This window comes from Agrobacterium sp., from assembly GCF_032092815.1.
GTDB lineage: Bacteria > Pseudomonadota > Alphaproteobacteria > Rhizobiales > Rhizobiaceae > Agrobacterium.
Genome location: NZ_DAMDBP010000024.1, coordinates 1 through 19,923, shown reverse-complemented (window position 1 = coordinate 19,923; position 19,923 = coordinate 1). Strand labels below are relative to the sequence as shown.

Sequence of the window (19,923 nt, the reverse complement as noted above, 5' to 3'; positions counted from 1 at the left end):
GTGGAACTATGATCGGAAGATTTTAAGACAGCCATTTTTCATCAAGTTGAATGCTTGAAAATGAAAAGGAATTTTTAAGCACATGCTTGGGGGGTACTTATATCTGACGAACAACCGGTTAGGAGGAAGCCGGTATTGCAAGGGGTTGCGGGGGTTGGATACAACAAAATGACCCATTCGGTAGAAAGTCGTTTCATCGCGATCGTCTCTGGAGCCTTGCTGGCTGTGGTCGCTCCGCTTTTTACTCTGTTGCTCGCCCTGTCCTATCAGGAAGCGATCAAAAGCCAGCGCGATCACATCGAAATCCTTCTGGCCGCAAACTCGCAGGCACTCAGCCGTCCCCTTTGGGACATGGACGACGACACGATCAACCAGATCACCGGTACATTGGTGTCCGACCCCGTCATTCGTATGGTGCGCGTGCAGGACACCTCGGGCCAGCTTGACCTGGTACAGACCGCTGGCACAGGTGTGCCGGAAGAGCCGGAAACCGTCACCCGAAGCATCAGCTACAAAACCCTGAACGGCATGGAAACGGTCGGCAGCGTCACGATCTACTACGCCTCGATCAACATTTTCTCATCGCTCAGCCGCATCGAAGTGGCCTTTATCTCGATATTCATTCTGGCCATCCTGACGGTGTTCGTCACCGCCATCGTTGGCAACCGCCTGATGATCATCAAGCCTTTGCTGCGTTTGACAGCCGCCATTGAAGCGACACGCCAGCTCGGCTCGCGCCATCATGTCGACTGGCGCTCCAGCGATGAAATGGGCCGCCTTGCCAAAAGCTTCAATGAAATGCAGATCCAGCTTGAACGGGAAGAGCGTGAGATCAAGAAGGCGCATAAACGCACCACGGAGATCTACAATCTGACGCCCGCCATGTTGTTTTCACTCGACAAGGTCGATCGCATTTCAGCCGTCAGTGACTACTGGAGCCAGAGAACCGGTTATGACAGGGACGACATCATCGGCAAACCTTTTGCCGATCTTGTTGACGATGAAGATCGCAAGACCTTCATCTTGCGCAAGCTGTCAGCCTCGTCTGCCGAGAATGCATCGGACATTACCATCCGTTTCAAATGTGCTGATGGCAAAACCATGGATGTCCTCATCCAGGAAAAGTCGCTGACCTCGATCGAAGCCGGTCGCCACACGGCATCGCTCAGCGTTATGACCGACGTAACGGAACTGCGCCAATCCGAGAAACGCAACAAACATCAGGCCATTTCGGATCACCTCACCGGCTTGCTAAACCGTCAGGGTTTTGAGGCAATGCTGGATGAAAAAATCCGTGAGGCCGATGAGAACCGCACCGAACTCGCCTGTCTGTTCATCGATCTGGATCGTTTCAAAACAATCAATGACAGTTTGGGCCATGCCGCCGGTGATGAGGTTCTGCAGGAATTTGTAGAGCGTATCAAACCGCTGCTGGACGCCAACGACAGCGCATCGCGCCTCGGCGGTGACGAATTCGCCATTCTTCTGGCTGGTGAAAACACCGAGCTGCGCGCGACCGCATTCTGCGAAAAGATCAGCGACATCTTCAACCTGCCCTTCTCGACTCACGGCAACAATGTGCGTCTGAGCGCCAGTATCGGTCTGGCGCTTTACCCAACTCATGCGTCCAATGCAGCCGAACTGCTGCAGAACTCTGACATGGCGATGTATAGCCGAAAACGCGGCGGCAAGAATGGCGCTCAGATGTTCGACCCGTCGATCACCGACAAGGCTCGTGAGCGCGCCGAGATCGAAAGCGACATCGAGCAAGCCATTGCCAATGACTGGTTCGACGCGTATCTTCAGCCGATTGTCCGGCTTGAGAGCGGCGAAATCATCGGTTTTGAAGCCTTGATGCGCCTCAACCACCCTACCAAGGGCATTCTGCCTCCCGCGGGCATCATCAATGTGGCAGAGGAAACCGGCACCATCAACCGGATTGGCAACCTCATTCTCGAGCACTCACTGGCCAATCTGGCGGAAATTACAAACATTCCGCACCTGTCGGATTGTTATGTCGCCGTGAACTTCTCGGCGCAACAATTCGAGCCGGGCCTGCCAACCCGCATCGCCGGACTTCTCTATCGTTACAACATTCAGGCCAGCCGGCTGGTGATTGAAATCACCGAAGCGGTATTGATGAATGACGATCCGCAGATCAGGACCATCCTCAATACCATCCATGATTTTGGATGCCGTATTGCGCTGGATGATTTCGGAACAGGTTATTCGTCGCTCAGCTACCTCAACCGTTTCCCGGTCGATATCGTCAAGATCGACCAGTCCTTCACCAAATCGATCATGGATCCAGAGGCCGATATCAGCCAAAAAAGCCATATGTTGGTCGAAGGCATCAGCACCATCTCGCACAAGATGAACTGTTCGGTAATCGCCGAAGGCATCGAGACCCGTGAACAGCAGGAGTTGTTGATGGCAATTGGCGTTGATTGTGGTCAGGGTTATCTCTTTGCACGGCCACAGCCGATGACCTCTCTGATGCCGATGTTTACGGCACAAACCGCGGCCATGATTCCGACAATCGGTGCAGGAGTGTAGAGATCAATGTGGGGGACGGTATGAAACGATTGCTTGTTTGTCTGTCTTTATTCGCATTCGCCAACGTTGCGCATTCCGAAAGTCTTACCTTTTCGACCGAGGACTACCCGCCCTACACTTTCTCCGATGCCAAAGGCAATCCCGGCGGCGTCTTCATGGAGCAACTGGAAATCATGATGGCCAAGGAGGGCATGGACTATAAGGCAACCGTCATGCCTTGGGCACGAGCGATTGCACTTGCCGAAACCCAGTCCATGCACTGCGTATTTGCCGCAGCCAGAACCGCCGAGCGCGAAAACAGGTTTAAATGGATCGTGCCGCTGCACACGGACCGCAACGTGCTGATTGCACTCAAATCATCCAAAATCCGAATCAACCACATCAGTGAAGGGTTCAGTTACCGGATTGGCACCCAACGCAATGACTATACTGAAACGGTTTTGCGCCAAAAGGGATTCCCGAATGTCGACCTCAGCGCCGATTTCAACCTGACCTTGAACAAGCTGTTTGCCGGACGCATTGACATGATGCCGATGTCCGAAAGCACCTTCAACAAGATCGCCAAAGGCACACCGGTCTTCGAAAAAGTCTTCACGCTGTCAGAGCAGACCTTGGGTGTAGCCTGCAACAAATCGGTGCCGGACAGCACCATTGCCCGACTACAAAAGCGCTTGGATGACTTGATTGCCGACGGCACGCAGCGCAAGATTTATGAAAAATATGGCCTGATTATTCACAACGATCTTCATCTTCCGGCCCAGACGCCCTAAGACTTTGCGCATCGCATTCATTTCACCGGCTCATTTGTAGCCCGTGATCATCGGACTATGAGACAACAATGATCATCATCGCGGGCCTCGGCAACCCCGGCAACCAATATGCTGGAAACCGCCACAATATCGGCTTCATGGCTGTCGACGCATTGCAGCGCCTTCCCTCTTTTTCGCCCTGGTCGAAAAAATTCAAATCAGAAACTTCCGAAGGTGAAATAGCCGGCGAAAAGGTTCTGCTGATGAAGCCGCTGACCTACATGAACCTGTCAGGCGAAGCGGTTGGCGAAGCCATGCGATTTTACAAGCTCGGGCCATCCAACATCATCGCCATCCATGATGAACTGGATCTGCCGGCCGGTCGCGTGCGCATCAAGACCGCTGGCGGTCACGGCGGCCACAATGGCCTCAAATCTCTCGATGCCCATTGCGGCAAGGATTATCGCCGCCTGCGGCTTGGCATTGGCCATCCCGGCGACAAGGAGCGTGTGCATGGCCACGTTCTGGGTGATTTTGCGAAAGCCGACAAGGTTTGGCTGGAGCCGCTTCTCGATGCCATTGCCGACAATGCAAGCATGCTGGTCAAGGGCGAAGATTCGCAACTGATGAACAAACTTGCCTTGGCAACTGGAAGCAAGGTTGAGGCAGAAAAACCGTCCAAGCCGGCAAAGCCTGCTGCAAAGTCCCACATTCATCAGGCGCGCAACCACGCCCAGCCCATGAAGCTGCCCGAGACCGGCCCGATGGCCGAGATGCTGAAAAAGATGTTCGGCGGCAAGAAGGACTGAGCCGCCAAGTGGCCATCAGATCATCAAAAGCAGCCTAATTGGGCGACCGTGGCGCTGTTTGCGGCGACAAGGCTTGACCTTGCCGTGCCGTTTCAGCAAAAGCAGGGCAACGGAATTCTTAAAAGAGACAGGTTCAAGCCATGGGCTTCAAATGCGGTATTGTTGGATTGCCAAATGTCGGCAAGTCCACGCTCTTCAACGCACTGACAAAAACAGCAGCGGCTCAGGCCGCCAACTACCCGTTCTGCACCATCGAGCCGAACACCGGCGAAGTTGCCGTGCCAGACGCCCGCATGAAGGTGCTGGCCGATATTGCCGGTTCCAAGGAAATCATCCCGACCCGCATCTCCTTCGTGGACATCGCCGGTCTGGTGCGTGGTGCCTCCAAGGGCGAAGGCCTCGGCAACAAGTTCCTGGCCAACATTCGCGAAGTGGACGCCGTGGTCCACGTGTTGCGCTGCTTTGAAGATGATGACATCACCCACGTTGAAGGCCGTATCAATCCGGTTGGCGATGCCGACACGATTGAAACCGAACTGATGCTGGCTGACCTTGAAAGCCTTGAGCGCCGCGTTGAGCAGACCCGCAAGCGCGCCACCTTGAAGGACAAGGATTCGCTGGCGCAGTTGCCGGTCATGGAAGCCGTCATCAAGCTTCTGACCGACGGCAAGCCTGCACGCCTGCTGCTCAAGACGCTGGCAGCCGATGAAATCGAAGTGCTGAAGAGCCTCAACCTCCTGACGTCGCACCCGGTTCTCTACGTCTGCAACGTCGCCGAAGCCGACGCTGTTGACGGCAATGAACACACCAAGGCCGTTGCCGAAATGGCAAAGGCACAGGGTGCGGAATGCGTCATCATTTCCGCGGCCATAGAATCCGAAGTCGCACAACTTCCGGAAGAAGAAGCCAAGGAATTCCTTGGAGCGCTTGGCCTGGAAGAAGCCGGTCTGGACCGTCTGATCCGCGCCGGTTACCACCTGCTTGACCTGATCACCTATTTCACGGTCGGTCCAAAGGAATGCCGCGCCTGGACCATTGTTCGTGGCACCAAGGCTCCACAGGCTGCCGGCGTCATCCATACGGATTTTGAACGCGGCTTCATCCGCGCCTTCACCATTGGTTATGACGACTATGTTGCCTTCAAGGGTGAAGTTGGCGCCAAGGAAGCCGGCAAGGGTCGTGACGAAGGCAAGGAATACATCGTCAACGATGGCGACGTGATCCACTTCCGCTTCAACACCTGAGGCAATACCGAATTCGGTCGCATTAAAAAGCCCGGCACCTCAAAGGTCCGGGCTTTTTCCATGGCATTGACCTTGGGTCAGATGACTGGTGGCAGTTTTTCCTGCAGGCCAGACGGCAGCTGCGCGACGATGACACGGCGCAACGACGACCAGCCGATACCAATCACCAGCACAAAAACACCAACCGCAAACAACGCGGCGAATGTGGCATTACCGCCAGAAATTTCACCCTGCCGCAGCACAGCCACAACAGTGGCAATCAACGACACGAGACCTGATGTAACGAAGGCTCTCCGGTCGATGATAATGCCAATCAGCATCAGCAAAACGACGACGCAGACGACCAGGGCAGCGCTGCTGTAGAGCCCATTTCCTTCTTCCAGAAACAGACTGCCGCCAGACCGAATGAAAACAAATGCCAACAGCGCATAAAGCAAGGCAGGTGCCGTCGCGAGATGCAGCCAGAAGGCAATGTCTGAGCGTCGCGTCACACGGTAGCGATCCGACAGATCGTAGCGCATGGCGAGCGCAAACAGGCTCAGTGCTGCGATGAGGAAAATCATCAGCGACGCCAAGCGATAATCACTCACCACATTTGCCGAGCCCGTAACCTGCTCCATCACCACAAAAATGCCCGTCAGGGCAAGCAGTGCGGCGACAACAAACAGGCCAGCCAACGCCAGCGGCACCCTGTATCGCCAGTAGAATAATGCCATGATAGGCGGAAACAACAATACCATCAGGAAGATTTGAAGGGCTTCCCTGGGGATACTGGATACAAAATAATCATAGAGAGCGGCATTAACAGCGCCAATAGAAACGGCGGTTGCTATCGTCAATGCCACAGCCGGCAAAGCCAAACGTTGGCGGCGCACAAGAATTTCCGCAAGCACTATGATTGCCGGGAATAAAGCAAATACTGATCCAATTCCACCTAGACCCAAGAGAACAACCACAACACCGATTGTGATCAGAATATCGTGAAAACCACGAACGAAACGGGGTGTTTCCGTATCCGAATGGGCAGGCAGATGTCCCTCGCCGCCATCACGGAAAAATGCACCGGCATTTTTGTCTGCGACAAGATACGGCAACAACCTGTCGGCCTGCGCATTTGAAATCACACCATCGTCTGTGGCCCGCTTGATACCTGAAAGAACCTGTTCGCTCACTGTGTGCCCTGCGTATTGATCCACCACCAGCAGGTTCGTGAGATTGAGCAACAGCCTTCCAAGCTGATGCTCACCACGCAAAACCTGCCGCTGAAAGCTCTATTGCATAAACAACCAGCAATCCAGACTAGCTCCGTCAAGTTTGCAAAGGGCAATATTACCTTTACGTAAAAGGAAAAATGCATTTATATCGACCGCATAATGACGGAAGGGTGTTAGCAGTGATGTATGCCTACGAAGATTTCACGCCGCAGCGGGTGTTCCCATTCGCACCGGTGACTGTCAGTGCTGAGGAGATCGTCGAATTTGCCTCGGAGTTTGACCCGCAGCCCATGCATTTGTCGGAAGAAGCTGGTCGCGCCAGCATTCTGGGCGGACTGGCGGCGTCAGGGTGGCACACCTGCGCCCTTTCCATGCGCATGATGTGTGACAGCTATATTTCCAACTCAACGTCCCAAGGTTCGCCCGGCATCGAATTTCTGGATTGGAAACGGCCTGTGCTGGCCGGTGATACCCTGTCTGGCCATTCAACGGTGATTGAAAACCGCACACTGGCATCCCGTCCGGGAATCGGTCTCGTCAAATTCCGCAATGAGCTGACAAACCAGCGCGGTGAAATCGTTTGTCAGGGCGAACATGTCGTGATGTTCGGCATGCGTGACAAAGGGAGCAAGATCGCATGAGACTGGCCGAACTTTCCCCGACTGGAACACGCATTGAACTGGAAACACTGCATTTTTCAGCAGAAGACATCATCCGTTTTGCCTCCAGGTTTGATCCGCAGCCCTTTCACCTCGATGCCGAGGCCGCACGAAATTCCGTACTCGGCGGCCTGTGTGCCTCCGGCTGGCATACCGGATCAGGCTGGATGAAGTCTTTCCTGGCTTTTTGGGCCAAGGAAACAAAACGTCTCAAGGCAGAGGGCATAGAACCGCCGAAACTTGGCCCCTCACCCGGCTTTAGAAAACTGAAATGGATAAAACCTGTCTATGCCGGTGATGACATCACCTATTTTGTCACACTTGTCGAAACCCGGCCTCTGGCGTCCCGCCCGGGGCTGCTGCTCAACACCACCTTTAATGAAGGCGTGAACCAGAAGGGTGAGACAGTCATTTGTTTTGAAAGCAATGTGCTGGAGTTCGAATAACGATAAGGTGTCCGGGTAAGATAAACCTGCCGGCGGCAAAACCCGCAAGAGGACATCCATGAACGACATCCTCAAGGGTTACGCCAAGGCCGCGACGCCGGAATTGATCGCCCGCTACAATGCGCTGGATTGCGCAGAGGTCTATGCACCGGTTCTTGATCTTCTGCCCACCACACCATCCCGCATCGCTGACATAGGTGCGGGAACCGGTCGCGATGCCGCCTGGTTTGCTGCGAAAGGACACACAGTTCTTGCCGTAGAACCGGTCAAGGAACTTCGGGACGCCGGCATTCGCCAACACACATCTGCACAGATCGAATGGCTGGATGACAGTTTACCAGGGCTTGAAAAAGCACGTGGTCACGAGCCTTTTGACATGATGACATTGTGTGGTGTGTGGCAGCATATCAATGAAGCCAGCCGCCCACTGGCGATGGCCAACCTTGCCGGGATGATCAAACCCTACGGTTTGCTGGTCATGTCTTTGCGCCATGGCCCGGCACCGGCGGATCGTCCCGTCTTTCCAATCGCGCCGGACGACACCATCAACTCTGCGGAAGGTCTTGGTTTCAACCTCATCAGACGGATTGAAACCGGGTCCATTCAAGCCGGAAATGTCGCACTCGGCGTGCACTGGACATGGCTTGCCTTGCAAATGGGCTTGCCTTGCAAATGACCGGCCCGTCGCCGTGACAGGCCGGTCATTGAAGAGATATCAGTGACCGGAGAACTCGACCAGCGTGCGAACATCAACGCCAAGATCTTCGAGTTTCTTGCGACCACCAAGGTCCGGCAGGTCTATCACGAAGCAGGCGGAGACGATTTCAGCACCCATCTGGCGCAGAAGTTTTATCGCGCCTTCAGCCGTGCCGCCGGTGGCAATCAGGTCATCCACCAGAATAACCTTTTCACCGGGCTGAACGGCATCGACATGCATTTCCATCTCGTCCACGCCATATTCCAGGCTATAGGCCACGCGAACCGTGGTGTGTGGCAGCTTGCCCTTTTTGCGAATAGGCACAAAACCGGCAGAGAGCTGGTGGGCAACAGCGCCACCGAGAATGAAACCGCGCGCTTCCATACCGGCGATCTTGTCGATCTTGGTGCCAGCATAGGGCTGTACCAGCTCATCAACAGCGCGGCGGAAAGCGCGCGGGTTACCCAGCAACGTGGTGATATCGCGGAAAATGATGCCCGGCTTCGGATAGTCGGGAATGGAACGAATGGCAGCAGTAAGCTCCGAAGCGATGACGGTCATGACAAGTCCAGTTGAATGGGAGATTGATCGAAAAACTGGCCGCACATTATCAACTCAATGCGGCCGAACCAACTAAAAAGGGCGTGTGCAGGTTTTAGCCATGGCACATGCAGATCACTGCGCAGCCATGCCCTCAATCTTGGCCCAGGATGGGCAGACATCCTCAAACGAATGAGCGGTTGGTTTCAAAGCGGTATCCGCCTTGTCATCGAAGGCACCAAATACCAGCGCAACGGTCGGTGCATCATCAATGGCACCAAGCGTGCTGCCACATGTCGCGCAAAACGCGCGAGACGAATAATCTGAGGATCGAAACACGGAAGGCTGCCCTGCTGGACCTGTCCAGCGCACATCATCACGTGAAAACTCCACCCAGCTCAGGCTCGCTGCACCGGAATGGCGCTGGCAGCAGTCACACGAACATGTGTGCGGGTTTTGTGGTTCTCCCTGCGCTTCAAAACGCACTGCGCCACACAGGCATCCACCCAAAAAAACCTTCGCCATATCATCCTCCATCAATTTGCAAGCAATGCCCTGCCCGATTCTGGCGACAAATCCAATCGTCCAATTGGTCGCAAAGAAAAAGCCCCCATAGTCCTGTGGACCATGGGGGCTTTGATGTCTTTGCACCTGCTCTATCGAGCTTAGTGTTCCTTGTTGGCGTAAACCGACTTCTTTGTCAGGTAAATAAGGGCTGTAAAGATCGCCAGGAACACCATGACCATGAAGCCAGTGCGCTTGCGGTCTTCCAGATGTGGTTCGGCAGCCCACATCAGGAATGCCGAAACGTCCTTGGAATACTGGTCAAGCGTCTGCGGCGTACCATCGTCATAGGTCACCTGATCGTCAGAGATCGGCGGTGCCATGGCAAGGGCCGCAGCATTGGCAAAATATGGGTTGTAGTGTGTGCCCTCAGCCACTTCGACACCCTGAGGTGGCTCCACATAACCCGTCAGCAGCGAATAGATATAATCCGGTCCGCCTTCCTGGTACTGCGTGAAGATATCGAAGATGAAGGTTGGGAAGCCGCGCTCGACTCCTCGTGCCTTGGCAAGCAGAGACATGTCAGGCGGTGCCGCACCGTTGTTGGAAGCAGCAGCTGCCTCCTTGTTCGGGTAAGGCGACGGGAAGTGATCCGATGGAACAGCCTTGCGGGTGAACATTTCACCATCACCATTGGGGCCATCCTCCACTTCATATTCGCTGGCAAATGCCTTCACCTGATCATCCGAATAGCCCAGATCTTCCAGTGTGCGGAAAGACACAAGGCTCATGGAATGGCAGGCGGAACAGACTTCCTTGTAAACCTTGAGGCCACGCTGAAGCTGTCCCTTGTCATATTTGCCAAATGGTCCGGCAAAGCTCCAGTCGACATTGCGAGGCTTGTGAATTGGGTAATGCGGCGTGCCACCCTCTTCATGTCCTTCTTCCGCCGCAAAGGCGGCACCAAAGCCAAGTCCAACAGCTAGGGTCAACGACAGGACGCTTGATACAAGCTTTTTCATGATTTCAATTCCTCTCTGTCGTCACCGTTACGCCTTGGCAGATGCAGGGGCAGCAGCAGACTTGCCACTCTTTTCCAGCACCGCTTCGGTAATCGAGTTCGGAATACGCCTTGGTGTTTCGACAAGTCCCAGGATCGGCATGATGACCAGGAAGAAGCCGAAGTAATAAAGCGTTCCAAGCTGCGACATGACAACATACAGGCCTTCTGCCGGACGCGAGCCAAGCCAGCCGAGCAGGATGGCGTTAACAACGAAGATCCAGAAGAACAGCTTGTACCATGGGCGATAAACAGCGGAACGAACCTTTGAGGTATCCAGCCATGGCAGGAAGAACAGAACGATGATCGCACCGAACATCACCAGAACACCACCGAGCTTGGAATCGATGGGGCCGATGTTGAAGGTGATGGCGCGCAGCATGGCGTAGAATGGCAGGTAGTACCATTCAGGAACGATATGTGCCGGGGTCTTCAGGGCATCCGCCGGGATGTAGTTGTCCGGGTGGCCGAGATAGTTCGGCATGTAGAATACGAACCATGCATAAACGATCAGGAATACCGATACGCCGAATGCATCCTTGAGTGTTGCATAAGGGGTAAAGGGAACGGTGTCCGTCTTGCTTTTGACCTCAACACCGGTTGGGTTGGTCTGACCGGTCACATGCAGTGCCCAGATATGCAGGATAACGACACCGGCAATCATGAACGGCAGCAGGTAGTGCAGAGCAAAGAAACGGTTCAGGGTTGGCTGATCAACGGCAAAGCCGCCCAGCAGGAACTGCTGCAACCATTCGCCGACCCACGGGAACGCCGAGAAGAAGCCGGTGATAACAGTTGCACCCCAGAATGACATCTGACCCCAGGGTAGCACGTAACCCATGAAGCCGGTTGCCATCATCAGGAGGTAGATGACACAGCCGAGGATCCAGAGGATTTCGCGTGGCGCCTTGTAGGAGCCGTAATAAAGACCACGGCCAATATGCAGGTAAACCGCAATGAAGAAGAACGACGCGCCATTGGCGTGCATGTAACGCAACAGCCAACCATGGTTGACGTCACGCATGATCTTCTCGACCGAGTTGAAGGCAACCGTTGTTTCCGCCGCATAATGCATGGCCAGCACAACGCCGGTCAGGATCTGCACGATCAGCATCACCGACAGCATGGCACCGAAGGTGTAGGCGTAGTTCAGGTTGCGCGGAACCGGATAGGCGACAAAACTGTCATAGATCATGCGCGGCAGCGGGAGCCGGGAATCGATCCATCTTTCTAAACCGGTGGACGGTTGGTAACTGGAATGACCACTCATTATATTCTGTCCCTTTATCCGATCTTGATGACGGTATCGGATGCAAAAGCAAACGTCGGAATATGCAGGTTCTCGGGCGCAGGGCCTTTACGGATACGGCCAGCCGTATCGTAGTGAGAACCATGGCAGGGACAGAACCATCCGCCGAAATCGCCGGCCTGGCCGAGCGGAACGCAACCGAGGTGGGTGCAGGAGCCGATCATGACGATCCAGTTTTCCTTGCCTTCACCGGCAGATCGGTCAACGTCTGTCGCCTGCGCATCGGCGGCAACGTTGGCATTACGCGCAACAGGATCCTTGAGGTCAGCAAGCGCAACGGCCTTTGCCTCTTCAATTTCCTTTTCCGTACGGTTGCGGATGAACACAGGCTTGCCGCGCCACTTGACGGTCAGCGACATGCCAGGTTCGAGACTGGACACATCGACTTCAATCGAAGCAAGAGCCAACGTCGATGCATCTGGACGCATCTGATCAATAAACGGCCATGCAACAGCCGCAGCCCCGACAACACCCGCCATACCAGTTGCTAGATAAAGAAAATCGCGACGAGTAGGTTCACCCGACGCATGATTATTTGTTACGTGTTCGCTCACCGCTACACCATCCTCTGCGCTAAATGTGCCGAAAATCGCATGATTCCTCCCACTGCTATTTGATCCAAGACAACTCCATCCCAAAAAGTCCTGGCCAATATGCGCTAATCGAATTCACGCATAATTGTTTGATCGCAAAATATCCCAGCCTTTGGCAAGAGGGAACACCATAATCCGGCCGTAATTAAACGCTCACAGCGTATTATTTGGGACAGTGTCGTTCTCATGCCATTGCTGGAGTGCGCGCCAAACGAATCAGACGCGTCACATCTGCTGGCTTTGATTGTGCCCATGCATACCCCATGTTAACAACAGTCGCTTGGCGCACCGGCTCGGAATGATTGATGAAAACGCGGTTAATTTGTATTTTTTCTGTTTTACTGACATTGTTTTTAGGTGCGGGAAGCCTTCGTTACATCAAGGACTTCTGGCTTTTTTCCTTCACCTACAGCTTCCAGCTTCACATAGGCATTACCGGCGCTGTGGCCGCCATCATTTTTTTTCTGGTTCTGCGCAGCCGTTACATGCTGTTTCTGCTTGCCTGGGCCATAGCACTGTCGGCCCACGCAACAATGCTTCGCTATGAATTCGTGTCGCCTGCAGGAGAAGCCGTCACTGGACATCCATTCAAATTGATATCGTTTAATGTGCTGGGCGATAATTACGTCAACGGCGCACGTATAGCGGACTTCATCGCCCGCTCCGGCGCTGATGTGGTCTATGTCATGGAAGGTGCGCCACTCGCCCCTTATCTCGCTCGTATCGCAGAAGCCTATCCACACAGGATCGGCTGCATGGTGGCGACGGAAACGTGCGACCTGCTGGTCTTTTCAAAATATCCGCTGGAAGACGCAAGGTTCGTGACCTTGAGCGACTTGCGCCGTGACCGTATGGCTGTAGCCAAAGTCACCGCAGCTGACACCACCATCAATCTTGTCGCATTGCATGTGACCAAACCGTATTTTGATGATTATCATGAAGAGGAATTGCACGTTGCATCACGCATCATGCGTGCTCTGCAGGGCCCACTGATCGTTGGTGGTGATTTCAATTCATCAGCCATCGCACCGGACATGCGCCGTTTTCAGCAACGCAACAACTTGCATGTCTCGAATTTCGAGCCGGCAACCTGGCCCATCGAAGCTGGACATTTCGGAATACCAATCGACCATGTTTTTTCGCGCATGCCGGCGACCATGACCAGTCTGACACGCCTGCCGGATGCCATGGGCTCCAACCATTATGGTCTTGAGGCTGAATTTAACATTCAAAGGCAGTAAAGCGGTGAGCCAGCAGCGCTAGAAGCAAACTATCACATCACATCTGCGGCCAGGAAACCGCCGGACTGGCGCTGCCAGAGGCTGGCGTAAAGACCGCCCTGCCCGATCAGCTGGTTATGGGTTCCCTGCTCCACGATGCGGCCATTGTCCATCACAATCAGCCGGTCGAGGGCTGCGATGGTCGACAAGCGGTGTGCAATGGCAAGGACGGTCTTGCCCTGCATCAACTCGTCGAGATTGCTCTGAATGGCAGCCTCTACTTCAGAATCGAGGGCTGATGTGGCCTCATCCAGAACGAGGATTGGCGCATCCTTCAACATCACCCGGGCAATGGCGATACGCTGACGCTGCCCACCGGACAGTTTGACACCGCGTTCGCCGACATGGGCGTCAAAACCGCGCCGACCGCGCTGGTCCTCCAGTCTCGCAATAAAATCATCTGACTTTGCGCGACGCACCGCTTCTTGCAATTGTACCTCGGAAGCATCCGTCCGTCCAAACATGATGTTTTCCCGGATGGAACGGTGCAGAAGCGAGGTATCCTGTGTCACCATGCCGATATGGGCCCGCAGGCTTTCCTGCGTCACCTCGGCAATATCTTGCCCATCGATCAGAATGCGGCCACTTTCGACGTCGTAAAAGCGCAGCAGAAGATTGACAAGCGTCGACTTGCCCGCACCGGAACGCCCAACGATGCCGACTTTCTCACCCGCTGCGATAGATAGATTGAGATTGTCGATCACCGACTTGCCACTTCCATAATGGAAGCAGACATTGTCAAAGCGGATCTGTGGTTTACGCACCACCAGATCAGCGGCCTTGGGCGCATCAACAAGATCAATCGGCTTGGAAATAAGTTCGGCGGCATTTTGCACGGTGCCGAAATTGCGCATGATGCCATTAAATTGCGTCATCAGGCGGCCAAGCAGGAAGTTGAGGCGCAGCACCAGCGCCAAAGTGAATGCAACAGCCCCAGAGCTTATCCGGCCATCCAGCCAAAGGTCGATACACAGAGCCGCCATCGAGGTGATCATCACACCCGACAGCAGCGCCATGGAAGCGCGCACGCCGGTGATGAACCGGGTAAAGGTCAAAGTGGTCTGCTGGAAAATATCAAAACCCTGCCGCATATAGCGGTCATTGGCATCATCACGGCCAAACAGGCGCAGCGTCTGGATGTTACTATAGGCATCCACCATGCGACCACTCAACATGGAGGCGGCTTCGGCCGTTTCCTTGGAATGGTAGCGAATACGCGGCACGAAATAACGTGCCAGCAGCGAGAAAATCCCCACCCAGACAAAAATCACCCCCGCAAGGCGCCAGTCCAGCCCGCCGATCAGGAACAGTGTCGAAACCGAATAAATGCCGACAAACCACACGCTTTCCATCAGCGATGTCACCAGGTCGCCGGTGGCCTGCCCGCCGGACCACACCTTGGTGACGATGCGGCCGGAAAAATCATTCTGGAAGAAGCTCAGCGATTGCCGTGCCACATGCATGTAGGACTGCCAACGCACCAGGTTGTAGAAACCGGGTGTGATGATCTGTTGATCGGTGAGCGCTGTCAGCAGCGCCACCACAAATCGGACAACGGCGATCAGGATCAGCATGCCAACCAGTTCAGGGCCATGCTGGCTCAACAGGCCGGCCCAGCCATCACCGGGCTTGACCGTGGCAAGCACGTCAACAAGCCGGCCAACGAACCAGAAGAGTGCAGCCTCAATGGCCGCCGTCATGCCTCCCAGCACCAGCATCGCGATAAAGGGTGCCTTAGCCTGAGAAATATAAAACCAGATGAAACCGGATGTGCTCTCGGGTGGCCTTAAATCGTCCTTGCGGGCAAAAGGCTGAATCCAGTTCTCGAAAAAGTTGAAGAGCTTCGAAATCACCATGTTTCGGATATAGGCTTTTTCAACCGGCAGGCAAAGCGGCCTGCCACCTTATATTTTGGTAATGATCAAAAAGAAAAAGGGCGAGGAAACACCCCGCCCTTTTCATAGTCTTGACGAAAATCACTCAGCTGCAACATCATCTTCATTGTCGGCGATGAAGCCGCCGGACTGGCGATGCCACAGATCGGCATAGATGCCGCCCTTTTCGACCAGTTCACTGTGCGAACCGGCTTCCACGATGTGGCCACGATCCATGATGATCAGCCGGTCCATTTCCGTCAGCGTCGACAGCCGGTGGGCAATCGCAATCACCGTCTTGCCCTGCATCAGCGCAAACAGGTTTTCCTGAATGGCTGCCTCCACCTCCGAATCCAGCGCCGAAGTTGCTTCGTCCAGAATGAGGATCGGTGCGTCTTTCAGGAACACACGGGCAATGGCGATACGCTGGCGCTGACCACCCGAAAGCTTGACACCGCGCTCACCCACCTGCGCATCCAGACCCTTGCGACCATGCATGTCCTCCAGCGTTTCGATGAAGTCCCATGCATTGGCGCGTTTGGCCGCCTCGATGATCTGCGCATCCGTTGCCTCGGGATGACCGTAAGCAATGTTGTCTCGGATCGAACGATGCAGAAGCGAGGTATCCTGCGTCACCACGCCGATCAGCGAACGAAGGCTATCTTGCGAGACGGTGGAAATGTCCTGTCCGTCAATGGTGATACGCCCGTCTTCGAGATCATAGAACCGCAAAAGCAGGTTCATCAGCGTGGTCTTGCCAGCACCGGAGCGACCAACCAGACCAACCTTTTCACCGGCACTGATATCCAGCGTCAGATTGTCGATCACGCCTTTCGCACCAGCCACCCGTGTCTTGCCATAGTGGAACTGAACACGGTCGTAGCTGATTGCACCGCGTGGTGCTGCCAGTGCAGGTGCGTCTACCTTGTCGACGATATCATGCGCTTTGGTCATCATGCCCATGCCGTCATAAACGGTACCGATGTTTTCAAACAGCGACGTGACTTCCCACATGATCCACTGCGACATGCCGTTGACGCGCATGGAAAGACCAATCGCCACAGCAACCGCACCCGTCGTCACCGAACCGTTCAGCCAGAAATAGAGGCCAAGCGCCGAGGTCGAAAACAGCACGAATGCGTTGTTGATATCGATCAGGATGTTGAAACCAGAAATCTTGCGCATCTGGCGATGCACGGTTTCCAGAAACATGTTCATCCCGTCACGCGCATATACCTCTTCGCGTCCCGCATGCGAAAACAGCTTGATGGTCGAGATATTGGTGTAGCTGTCAACGATACGACCCGTCATCAACGAGCGCGCATCGGCCTGCTCCTTGGCCAGACGTCCAAGTTTCGGCACAAAATAGGTCAGGATAAGCAGATAAAAACAAAGCCATAACAGCAGCGGCACCACCAGCCTGAGGTCGGCTGCCGCCACAAGAAACAGCATCGAACCCACAAAGCTGATCGCATAGACGAACACGTCGATAACCTTGAGCGCCACTTCACGAATGGCAAGCGCCGTCTGCATCACCTTGGTGGACACACGTCCGGCAAACTCATTGGCAAAAAAGGTCATCGAATGACGCAGCAGAAACCGGTGCATCTGCCAACGGGCAATCATGCCAAAATTGCCAGCCAGCGTCTGGTGCATCGTCATGGTGTGCAGCGCGCCCATCAGTGGCAGGGCCACCAGAACAAGCGCGGCCATGGCAATCAGATGCCAGCCCTCATCCTGCAGAAATGTTTCGCGATTTGCCGTCGACAGCCAGTCCACGATATTGCCGAGAAACTGGTAGAGCATGACTTCGGCAATGGCGATGCCCATGGACATCAGACCAAGCAGCAGCAACCAGGGTGCAGCCGGTTTCGTGTAATGCCACAGGAAGGGCAGCAACTTCGGGGCCGGCGCAACCGGCGTCGAAGAAGGAAATGGATCAAGACGTTTTTCAAACCAGCCGAACATGGCCAAGCTCCGAAGAAAATGCACCCGAAATGCGAAACCACGGACCAAGCCGGATTCGCGGACGGGAAAATCATGGAATGCGGCCGCAACAGCCACATGACGATACTGAAAAGAGAGAGAAACCGCGTAAGTCCCGCGTTAACGCCTCAGGCTCGAATAAAGCCCACAGGAAACGGGAGGAAACGGCGAATAGACATATTCATGATGATCCTCCCTTTTTGGCGTTGAAGATGCGACCTTTTAGATCAAAAAACGTTCTCTGCCTAGGGGCCAGAATACAACCTTTGAGAATATGACACCGCCCTGAACCATCGTTGTGACTTTTCAGGCACAATTTACCGTGGTAACCGCGTGGCCTTTATCGCCTTTTGGAAAACGACATGCCCGACATCAGGATTGCTCTTTATCAACCCGATATTCCCGGCAACACCGGCACGATCCTCAGATTGTCGGCCTGTCTCGGCATTGCCGTCGACATCATTGAACCGGCCGGTTTTGATATTTCCGACCGCAATCTGAAACGCGCCGGCATGGATTATCTGGCCGTTGCCGCCCTGACACGACACATAAGCTGGACACATTTTGAAGAGTGGCGCGCAACAACCGGACGCAGGCTGGTTCTGGCCTCCACCAAGGCCGCCCTGCCCTATACTGACGTGACCTACCGTCAAGATGACATTCTACTGTTTGGACGTGAAAGTGCTGGCGTGCCTGATCATGTGCATGAAAAGGCCGATGAACGTATCATCATTCCTATGGTCGAAGGACAACGCTCTATCAATGTCGCAATGTCAGCGGCAATGATTACGGGCGAAGTGCTGCGGCAGGTGGGCTTCTAAATCTGTTTTGGGCTCTCAGTCGGCGGATGGCAGGCGGCGCATGGTAAATTCGATGCGATCACCCTCGAGCTGTCGCCAGCTTTCCACTTCGGTCCAGTAAGCAGCCTTGGGAAAACGGTCGAACCATTCCCGCGCCTTTGCACGTGCATCCTCGCGGGTGAGACAAAATGTCTGACGCACGAACATTCCGTGTTTTTTTGCGCCCTCCCCGACAAGGGCTTGTTCCCTGCGGTGGGCATTGATACGCCGTTTCAGGCCGTCCAGCGGTGGCGGTCCGGTAAATTTCGTCATGACATTCACCTCTGCCGCTACGATATTCTGCCAATAGCCGATTGGCGAGTCGAAATTGTGCGCAAGCCTCGCGCCTGATAAAGCGGCGACACTAATGGCGAATCAACGTCAGGCGTTCGCGCGCAAAACATGCAGGAGAGCGGACATGGACCGGCCGCAAATGCCCAAGGGCTTGCCAGAAGACATTGAGGACAAGAAGGAAGCGGCCCGCGCCTGGTTTGAAAGCCTGCGCGACACGATCTGCGCCTCTTTTGAAAATCTGGAACGGGATCTTCAAGGACCACTGTCCGATCAGGAGCCCGGCTATTTCGTCGCCAAGGACTGGAAACGCGATGGTGGGGCCGGCGGTGGCGGGCGCATGTCGATGATGGAAGGCCGTGTGTTTGAAAAGGTTGGCGTGCACACCTCAACAGTGCATGGCGAGTTTTCGCCCGATTTCCGCTCGCAGATACCAGGTGCTGAAGAAGACCCGACCTTCTGGGCATCCGGCATTTCTCTGATTGCTCACCCGGTCAATCCCAATGTGCCGACAGTGCATATGAACACCCGCATGGTGGTCACATCGAGCCACTGGTTCGGTGGCGGGGCAGACCTCACGCCGATGCTGGCACGCCGCCGCACGCAGGAGGATGGCGACAGCCAGCTGTTCCACAAAGCCATGGAAATCACCTGCCGTCGTCACCCGGTTGCCGATTACATCAATTATAAAAAATGGTGTGACGACTATTTCTTCGTCAAACATCGCAATGAGCCACGCGGTATTGGCGGCATCTTTTTCGACTGGCTGCACCCGGATGAAGAACGTGGTGACTGGAACGCCAACTTCGCCTTTGTCCAGGATGTCGGTCGCGCCTTCAACATGGTTTACCCGAAGATTGTCCGCAGCAATTTTAATACGCCATGGACCGAAAATGACCGTGATGAGCAGTTGATCCAGCGCGGACGTTACGTCGAATTCAACCTTCTTTATGACCGAGGCACACTGTTTGGCCTGAAAACCGGCGGCAATGTCGAGTCCATTCTATCATCACTCCCACCGGTTGTACGCTGGCCTTGACGCAGTGACGGCAAGTCTTTGGCAGAAAGAGACGAGCCGGAGGCATAAAACAGAGCATTTGCGCGTAAAATTTCAGGGCTGCTTCGGCAGCCCTTTTGCGTTCAACAGGCCCAAAATGGTGCGACAGGATTTCACAACCATTGATATATGTTAAGCCTCACGAATATTTCAGCCTAACCCCTAGGGTCAGGACTCATTGCTCATAGCCAGAAGATAACGGTCGCAGCGAGAGCG

The 19,923-nt window shown here is 54.6% G+C and carries 19 protein-coding genes; 10 read left to right on the top strand and 9 right to left on the bottom strand.

The annotated features are described in order from the left end of the window. The first annotated feature begins 168 nt into the window (after nt 1-168). The 4 genes from RT613_RS14960 (at nt 169) to ychF (ending at nt 5,358) form a co-directional block, all read left to right on the top strand. The gene (locus RT613_RS14960; protein WP_313616537.1) at nt 169-2,556 is read left to right on the top strand and encodes an EAL domain-containing protein; all 2,388 of its coding nucleotides are present in this window, start codon (nt 169-171) and stop codon (nt 2,554-2,556) included. 20 nt (nt 2,557-2,576) lie between these two features. Beyond that, the gene (locus RT613_RS14955) at nt 2,577-3,326 is read left to right on the top strand and encodes a substrate-binding periplasmic protein (protein ID WP_313616535.1); all 750 of its coding nucleotides are present in this window, start codon (nt 2,577-2,579) and stop codon (nt 3,324-3,326) included. A 68-nt stretch (nt 3,327-3,394) separates the two neighbouring features. Next, on the top strand, nt 3,395-4,114 hold the full coding sequence (pth, locus tag RT613_RS14950; RefSeq protein WP_313616533.1) for an aminoacyl-tRNA hydrolase: 720 nt from the start codon (nt 3,395-3,397) through the stop codon (nt 4,112-4,114). Nucleotides 4,115-4,254: 140 nt separating this feature from the next. Further along, complete coding sequence (gene ychF / locus RT613_RS14945) at nt 4,255-5,358, top strand: redox-regulated ATPase YchF (RefSeq protein ID WP_313616531.1); 1,104 nt, start codon at nt 4,255-4,257, stop codon at nt 5,356-5,358. A 77-nt stretch (nt 5,359-5,435) separates the two neighbouring features. On the opposite strand, the gene RT613_RS14940 is transcribed toward ychF, so the two are convergent. Next, a complete protein-coding gene (locus RT613_RS14940) occupies nt 5,436-6,581 on the bottom strand; it encodes a hypothetical protein (RefSeq protein WP_313616530.1) in 1,146 nt (381 codons plus the stop codon). Between the two features lie 173 nt (nt 6,582-6,754). Between RT613_RS14940 and RT613_RS14935 the strand changes: the two genes are divergently transcribed. The 3 genes from RT613_RS14935 to RT613_RS14925 are packed head-to-tail and all read left to right on the top strand — an operon-like array spanning nt 6,755 to nt 8,353. Next, nucleotides 6,755-7,213, top strand: a complete 459-nt coding sequence (locus RT613_RS14935; RefSeq protein WP_313616529.1) for a MaoC family dehydratase — start codon at nt 6,755-6,757, stop codon at nt 7,211-7,213. After that, entirely contained in the window at nt 7,210-7,677 is a 468-nt protein-coding gene (locus RT613_RS14930) for a MaoC family dehydratase (RefSeq protein WP_313616528.1), read from the top strand. The genes RT613_RS14935 and RT613_RS14930 overlap by 4 nt, the downstream gene beginning before the upstream one ends. 58 nt (nt 7,678-7,735) lie before the next feature. Then, on the top strand, nt 7,736-8,353 hold the full coding sequence (locus RT613_RS14925) for a class I SAM-dependent methyltransferase (RefSeq protein ID WP_313616526.1): 618 nt from the start codon (nt 7,736-7,738) through the stop codon (nt 8,351-8,353). A gap of 39 nt (nt 8,354-8,392) precedes the next feature. On the opposite strand, the gene RT613_RS14920 is transcribed toward RT613_RS14925, so the two are convergent. The 5 genes from RT613_RS14920 to petA all read right to left on the bottom strand — a co-directional run bounded on the left by RT613_RS14920 (nt 8,393) and on the right by petA (nt 12,341). Then, entirely contained in the window at nt 8,393-8,935 is a 543-nt protein-coding gene (locus RT613_RS14920) for an adenine phosphoribosyltransferase (protein WP_313616524.1), read from the bottom strand. A gap of 114 nt (nt 8,936-9,049) precedes the next feature. Next, a complete protein-coding gene (locus RT613_RS14915) occupies nt 9,050-9,439 on the bottom strand; it encodes a GFA family protein (RefSeq protein ID WP_313616523.1) in 390 nt (129 codons plus the stop codon). A 140-nt stretch (nt 9,440-9,579) separates the two neighbouring features. Further along, nucleotides 9,580-10,440, bottom strand: coding sequence for a cytochrome c1 (locus RT613_RS14910; protein WP_313616521.1), 861 nt, complete (start codon nt 10,438-10,440; stop codon nt 9,580-9,582). Between the two features lie 27 nt (nt 10,441-10,467). Continuing rightward, nucleotides 10,468-11,748 carry a cytochrome b gene (locus RT613_RS14905; protein ID WP_313616519.1) on the bottom strand — a complete coding sequence of 427 codons (1,281 nt, stop codon included), beginning with the start codon at nt 11,746-11,748 and terminating at the stop codon, nt 10,468-10,470. Nucleotides 11,749-11,762: 14 nt separating this feature from the next. Next, on the bottom strand, nt 11,763-12,341 hold the full coding sequence (petA, locus tag RT613_RS14900) for a ubiquinol-cytochrome c reductase iron-sulfur subunit (RefSeq protein ID WP_313616517.1): 579 nt from the start codon (nt 12,339-12,341) through the stop codon (nt 11,763-11,765). A gap of 344 nt (nt 12,342-12,685) precedes the next feature. On the opposite strand from petA, the gene RT613_RS14895 reads away from it, so the two are divergent. After that, entirely contained in the window at nt 12,686-13,621 is a 936-nt protein-coding gene (locus RT613_RS14895) for an endonuclease/exonuclease/phosphatase family protein (protein WP_313616516.1), read from the top strand. Nucleotides 13,622-13,653: 32 nt separating this feature from the next. Here RT613_RS14895 and RT613_RS14890 read toward each other — a convergent pair whose 3' ends face one another. After that, nucleotides 13,654-15,516 carry an ABC transporter ATP-binding protein gene (locus RT613_RS14890; protein WP_313616514.1) on the bottom strand — a complete coding sequence of 621 codons (1,863 nt, stop codon included), beginning with the start codon at nt 15,514-15,516 and terminating at the stop codon, nt 13,654-13,656. Between the two features lie 120 nt (nt 15,517-15,636). Then, nucleotides 15,637-17,502 (bottom strand): ABC transporter ATP-binding protein, encoded by a 1,866-nt coding sequence (locus RT613_RS14885; protein WP_313616512.1) that lies wholly within the window; start codon nt 17,500-17,502, stop codon nt 15,637-15,639. A gap of 380 nt (nt 17,503-17,882) precedes the next feature. On the opposite strand from RT613_RS14885, the gene RT613_RS14880 reads away from it, so the two are divergent. Continuing rightward, the gene (locus RT613_RS14880; protein ID WP_313616510.1) at nt 17,883-18,341 is read left to right on the top strand and encodes a tRNA (cytidine(34)-2'-O)-methyltransferase; all 459 of its coding nucleotides are present in this window, start codon (nt 17,883-17,885) and stop codon (nt 18,339-18,341) included. Nucleotides 18,342-18,356: 15 nt separating this feature from the next. Here the strand turns inward: RT613_RS14880 and RT613_RS14875 are convergent, their stop codons facing one another. After that, nucleotides 18,357-18,632: a hypothetical protein gene (locus RT613_RS14875; RefSeq protein WP_313616508.1), complete on the bottom strand. Its 276-nt coding sequence runs from the start codon at nt 18,630-18,632 to the stop codon at nt 18,357-18,359. A 145-nt stretch (nt 18,633-18,777) separates the two neighbouring features. Here RT613_RS14875 and hemF point away from each other — a divergent pair, with 145 nt between their 5' ends. Beyond that, nucleotides 18,778-19,689: an oxygen-dependent coproporphyrinogen oxidase gene (gene hemF, locus RT613_RS14870; RefSeq protein ID WP_313616507.1), complete on the top strand. Its 912-nt coding sequence runs from the start codon at nt 18,778-18,780 to the stop codon at nt 19,687-19,689. The last annotated feature ends 234 nt before the right edge of the window (nt 19,690-19,923 follow it).

Bases quoted from the DNA above. Each gene is read 5' to 3' on its own strand.
- RT613_RS14960 (WP_313616537.1), top strand. From the start codon at position 169: ATGACCCATTCGGTAGAAAGTCGTTTCATCGCGATCGTCTCTGGAGCC.
- RT613_RS14955 (WP_313616535.1), top strand. From the start codon at position 2,577: ATGAAACGATTGCTTGTTTGTCTGTCTTTATTCGCATTCGCCAACGTT.
- pth (WP_313616533.1), top strand. From the start codon at position 3,395: ATGATCATCATCGCGGGCCTCGGCAACCCCGGCAACCAATATGCTGGA.
- ychF (WP_313616531.1), top strand. From the start codon at position 4,255: ATGGGCTTCAAATGCGGTATTGTTGGATTGCCAAATGTCGGCAAGTCC.
- RT613_RS14935 (WP_313616529.1), top strand. From the start codon at position 6,755: ATGTATGCCTACGAAGATTTCACGCCGCAGCGGGTGTTCCCATTCGCA.
- RT613_RS14930 (WP_313616528.1), top strand. From the start codon at position 7,210: ATGAGACTGGCCGAACTTTCCCCGACTGGAACACGCATTGAACTGGAA.
- RT613_RS14925 (WP_313616526.1), top strand. From the start codon at position 7,736: ATGAACGACATCCTCAAGGGTTACGCCAAGGCCGCGACGCCGGAATTG.
- RT613_RS14920 (WP_313616524.1), bottom strand. From the start codon at position 8,935: ATGACCGTCATCGCTTCGGAGCTTACTGCTGCCATTCGTTCCATTCCC.
- RT613_RS14915 (WP_313616523.1), bottom strand. From the start codon at position 9,439: ATGGCGAAGGTTTTTTTGGGTGGATGCCTGTGTGGCGCAGTGCGTTTT.
- RT613_RS14910 (WP_313616521.1), bottom strand. From the start codon at position 10,440: ATGAAAAAGCTTGTATCAAGCGTCCTGTCGTTGACCCTAGCTGTTGGA.
- RT613_RS14905 (WP_313616519.1), bottom strand. From the start codon at position 11,748: ATGAGTGGTCATTCCAGTTACCAACCGTCCACCGGTTTAGAAAGATGG.
- RT613_RS14895 (WP_313616516.1), top strand. From the start codon at position 12,686: ATGAAAACGCGGTTAATTTGTATTTTTTCTGTTTTACTGACATTGTTT.
- RT613_RS14890 (WP_313616514.1), bottom strand. From the start codon at position 15,516: ATGGTGATTTCGAAGCTCTTCAACTTTTTCGAGAACTGGATTCAGCCT.
- RT613_RS14885 (WP_313616512.1), bottom strand. From the start codon at position 17,502: ATGTTCGGCTGGTTTGAAAAACGTCTTGATCCATTTCCTTCTTCGACG.
- RT613_RS14880 (WP_313616510.1), top strand. From the start codon at position 17,883: ATGCCCGACATCAGGATTGCTCTTTATCAACCCGATATTCCCGGCAAC.
- RT613_RS14875 (WP_313616508.1), bottom strand. From the start codon at position 18,632: ATGACGAAATTTACCGGACCGCCACCGCTGGACGGCCTGAAACGGCGT.
- hemF (WP_313616507.1), top strand. From the start codon at position 18,778: ATGGACCGGCCGCAAATGCCCAAGGGCTTGCCAGAAGACATTGAGGAC.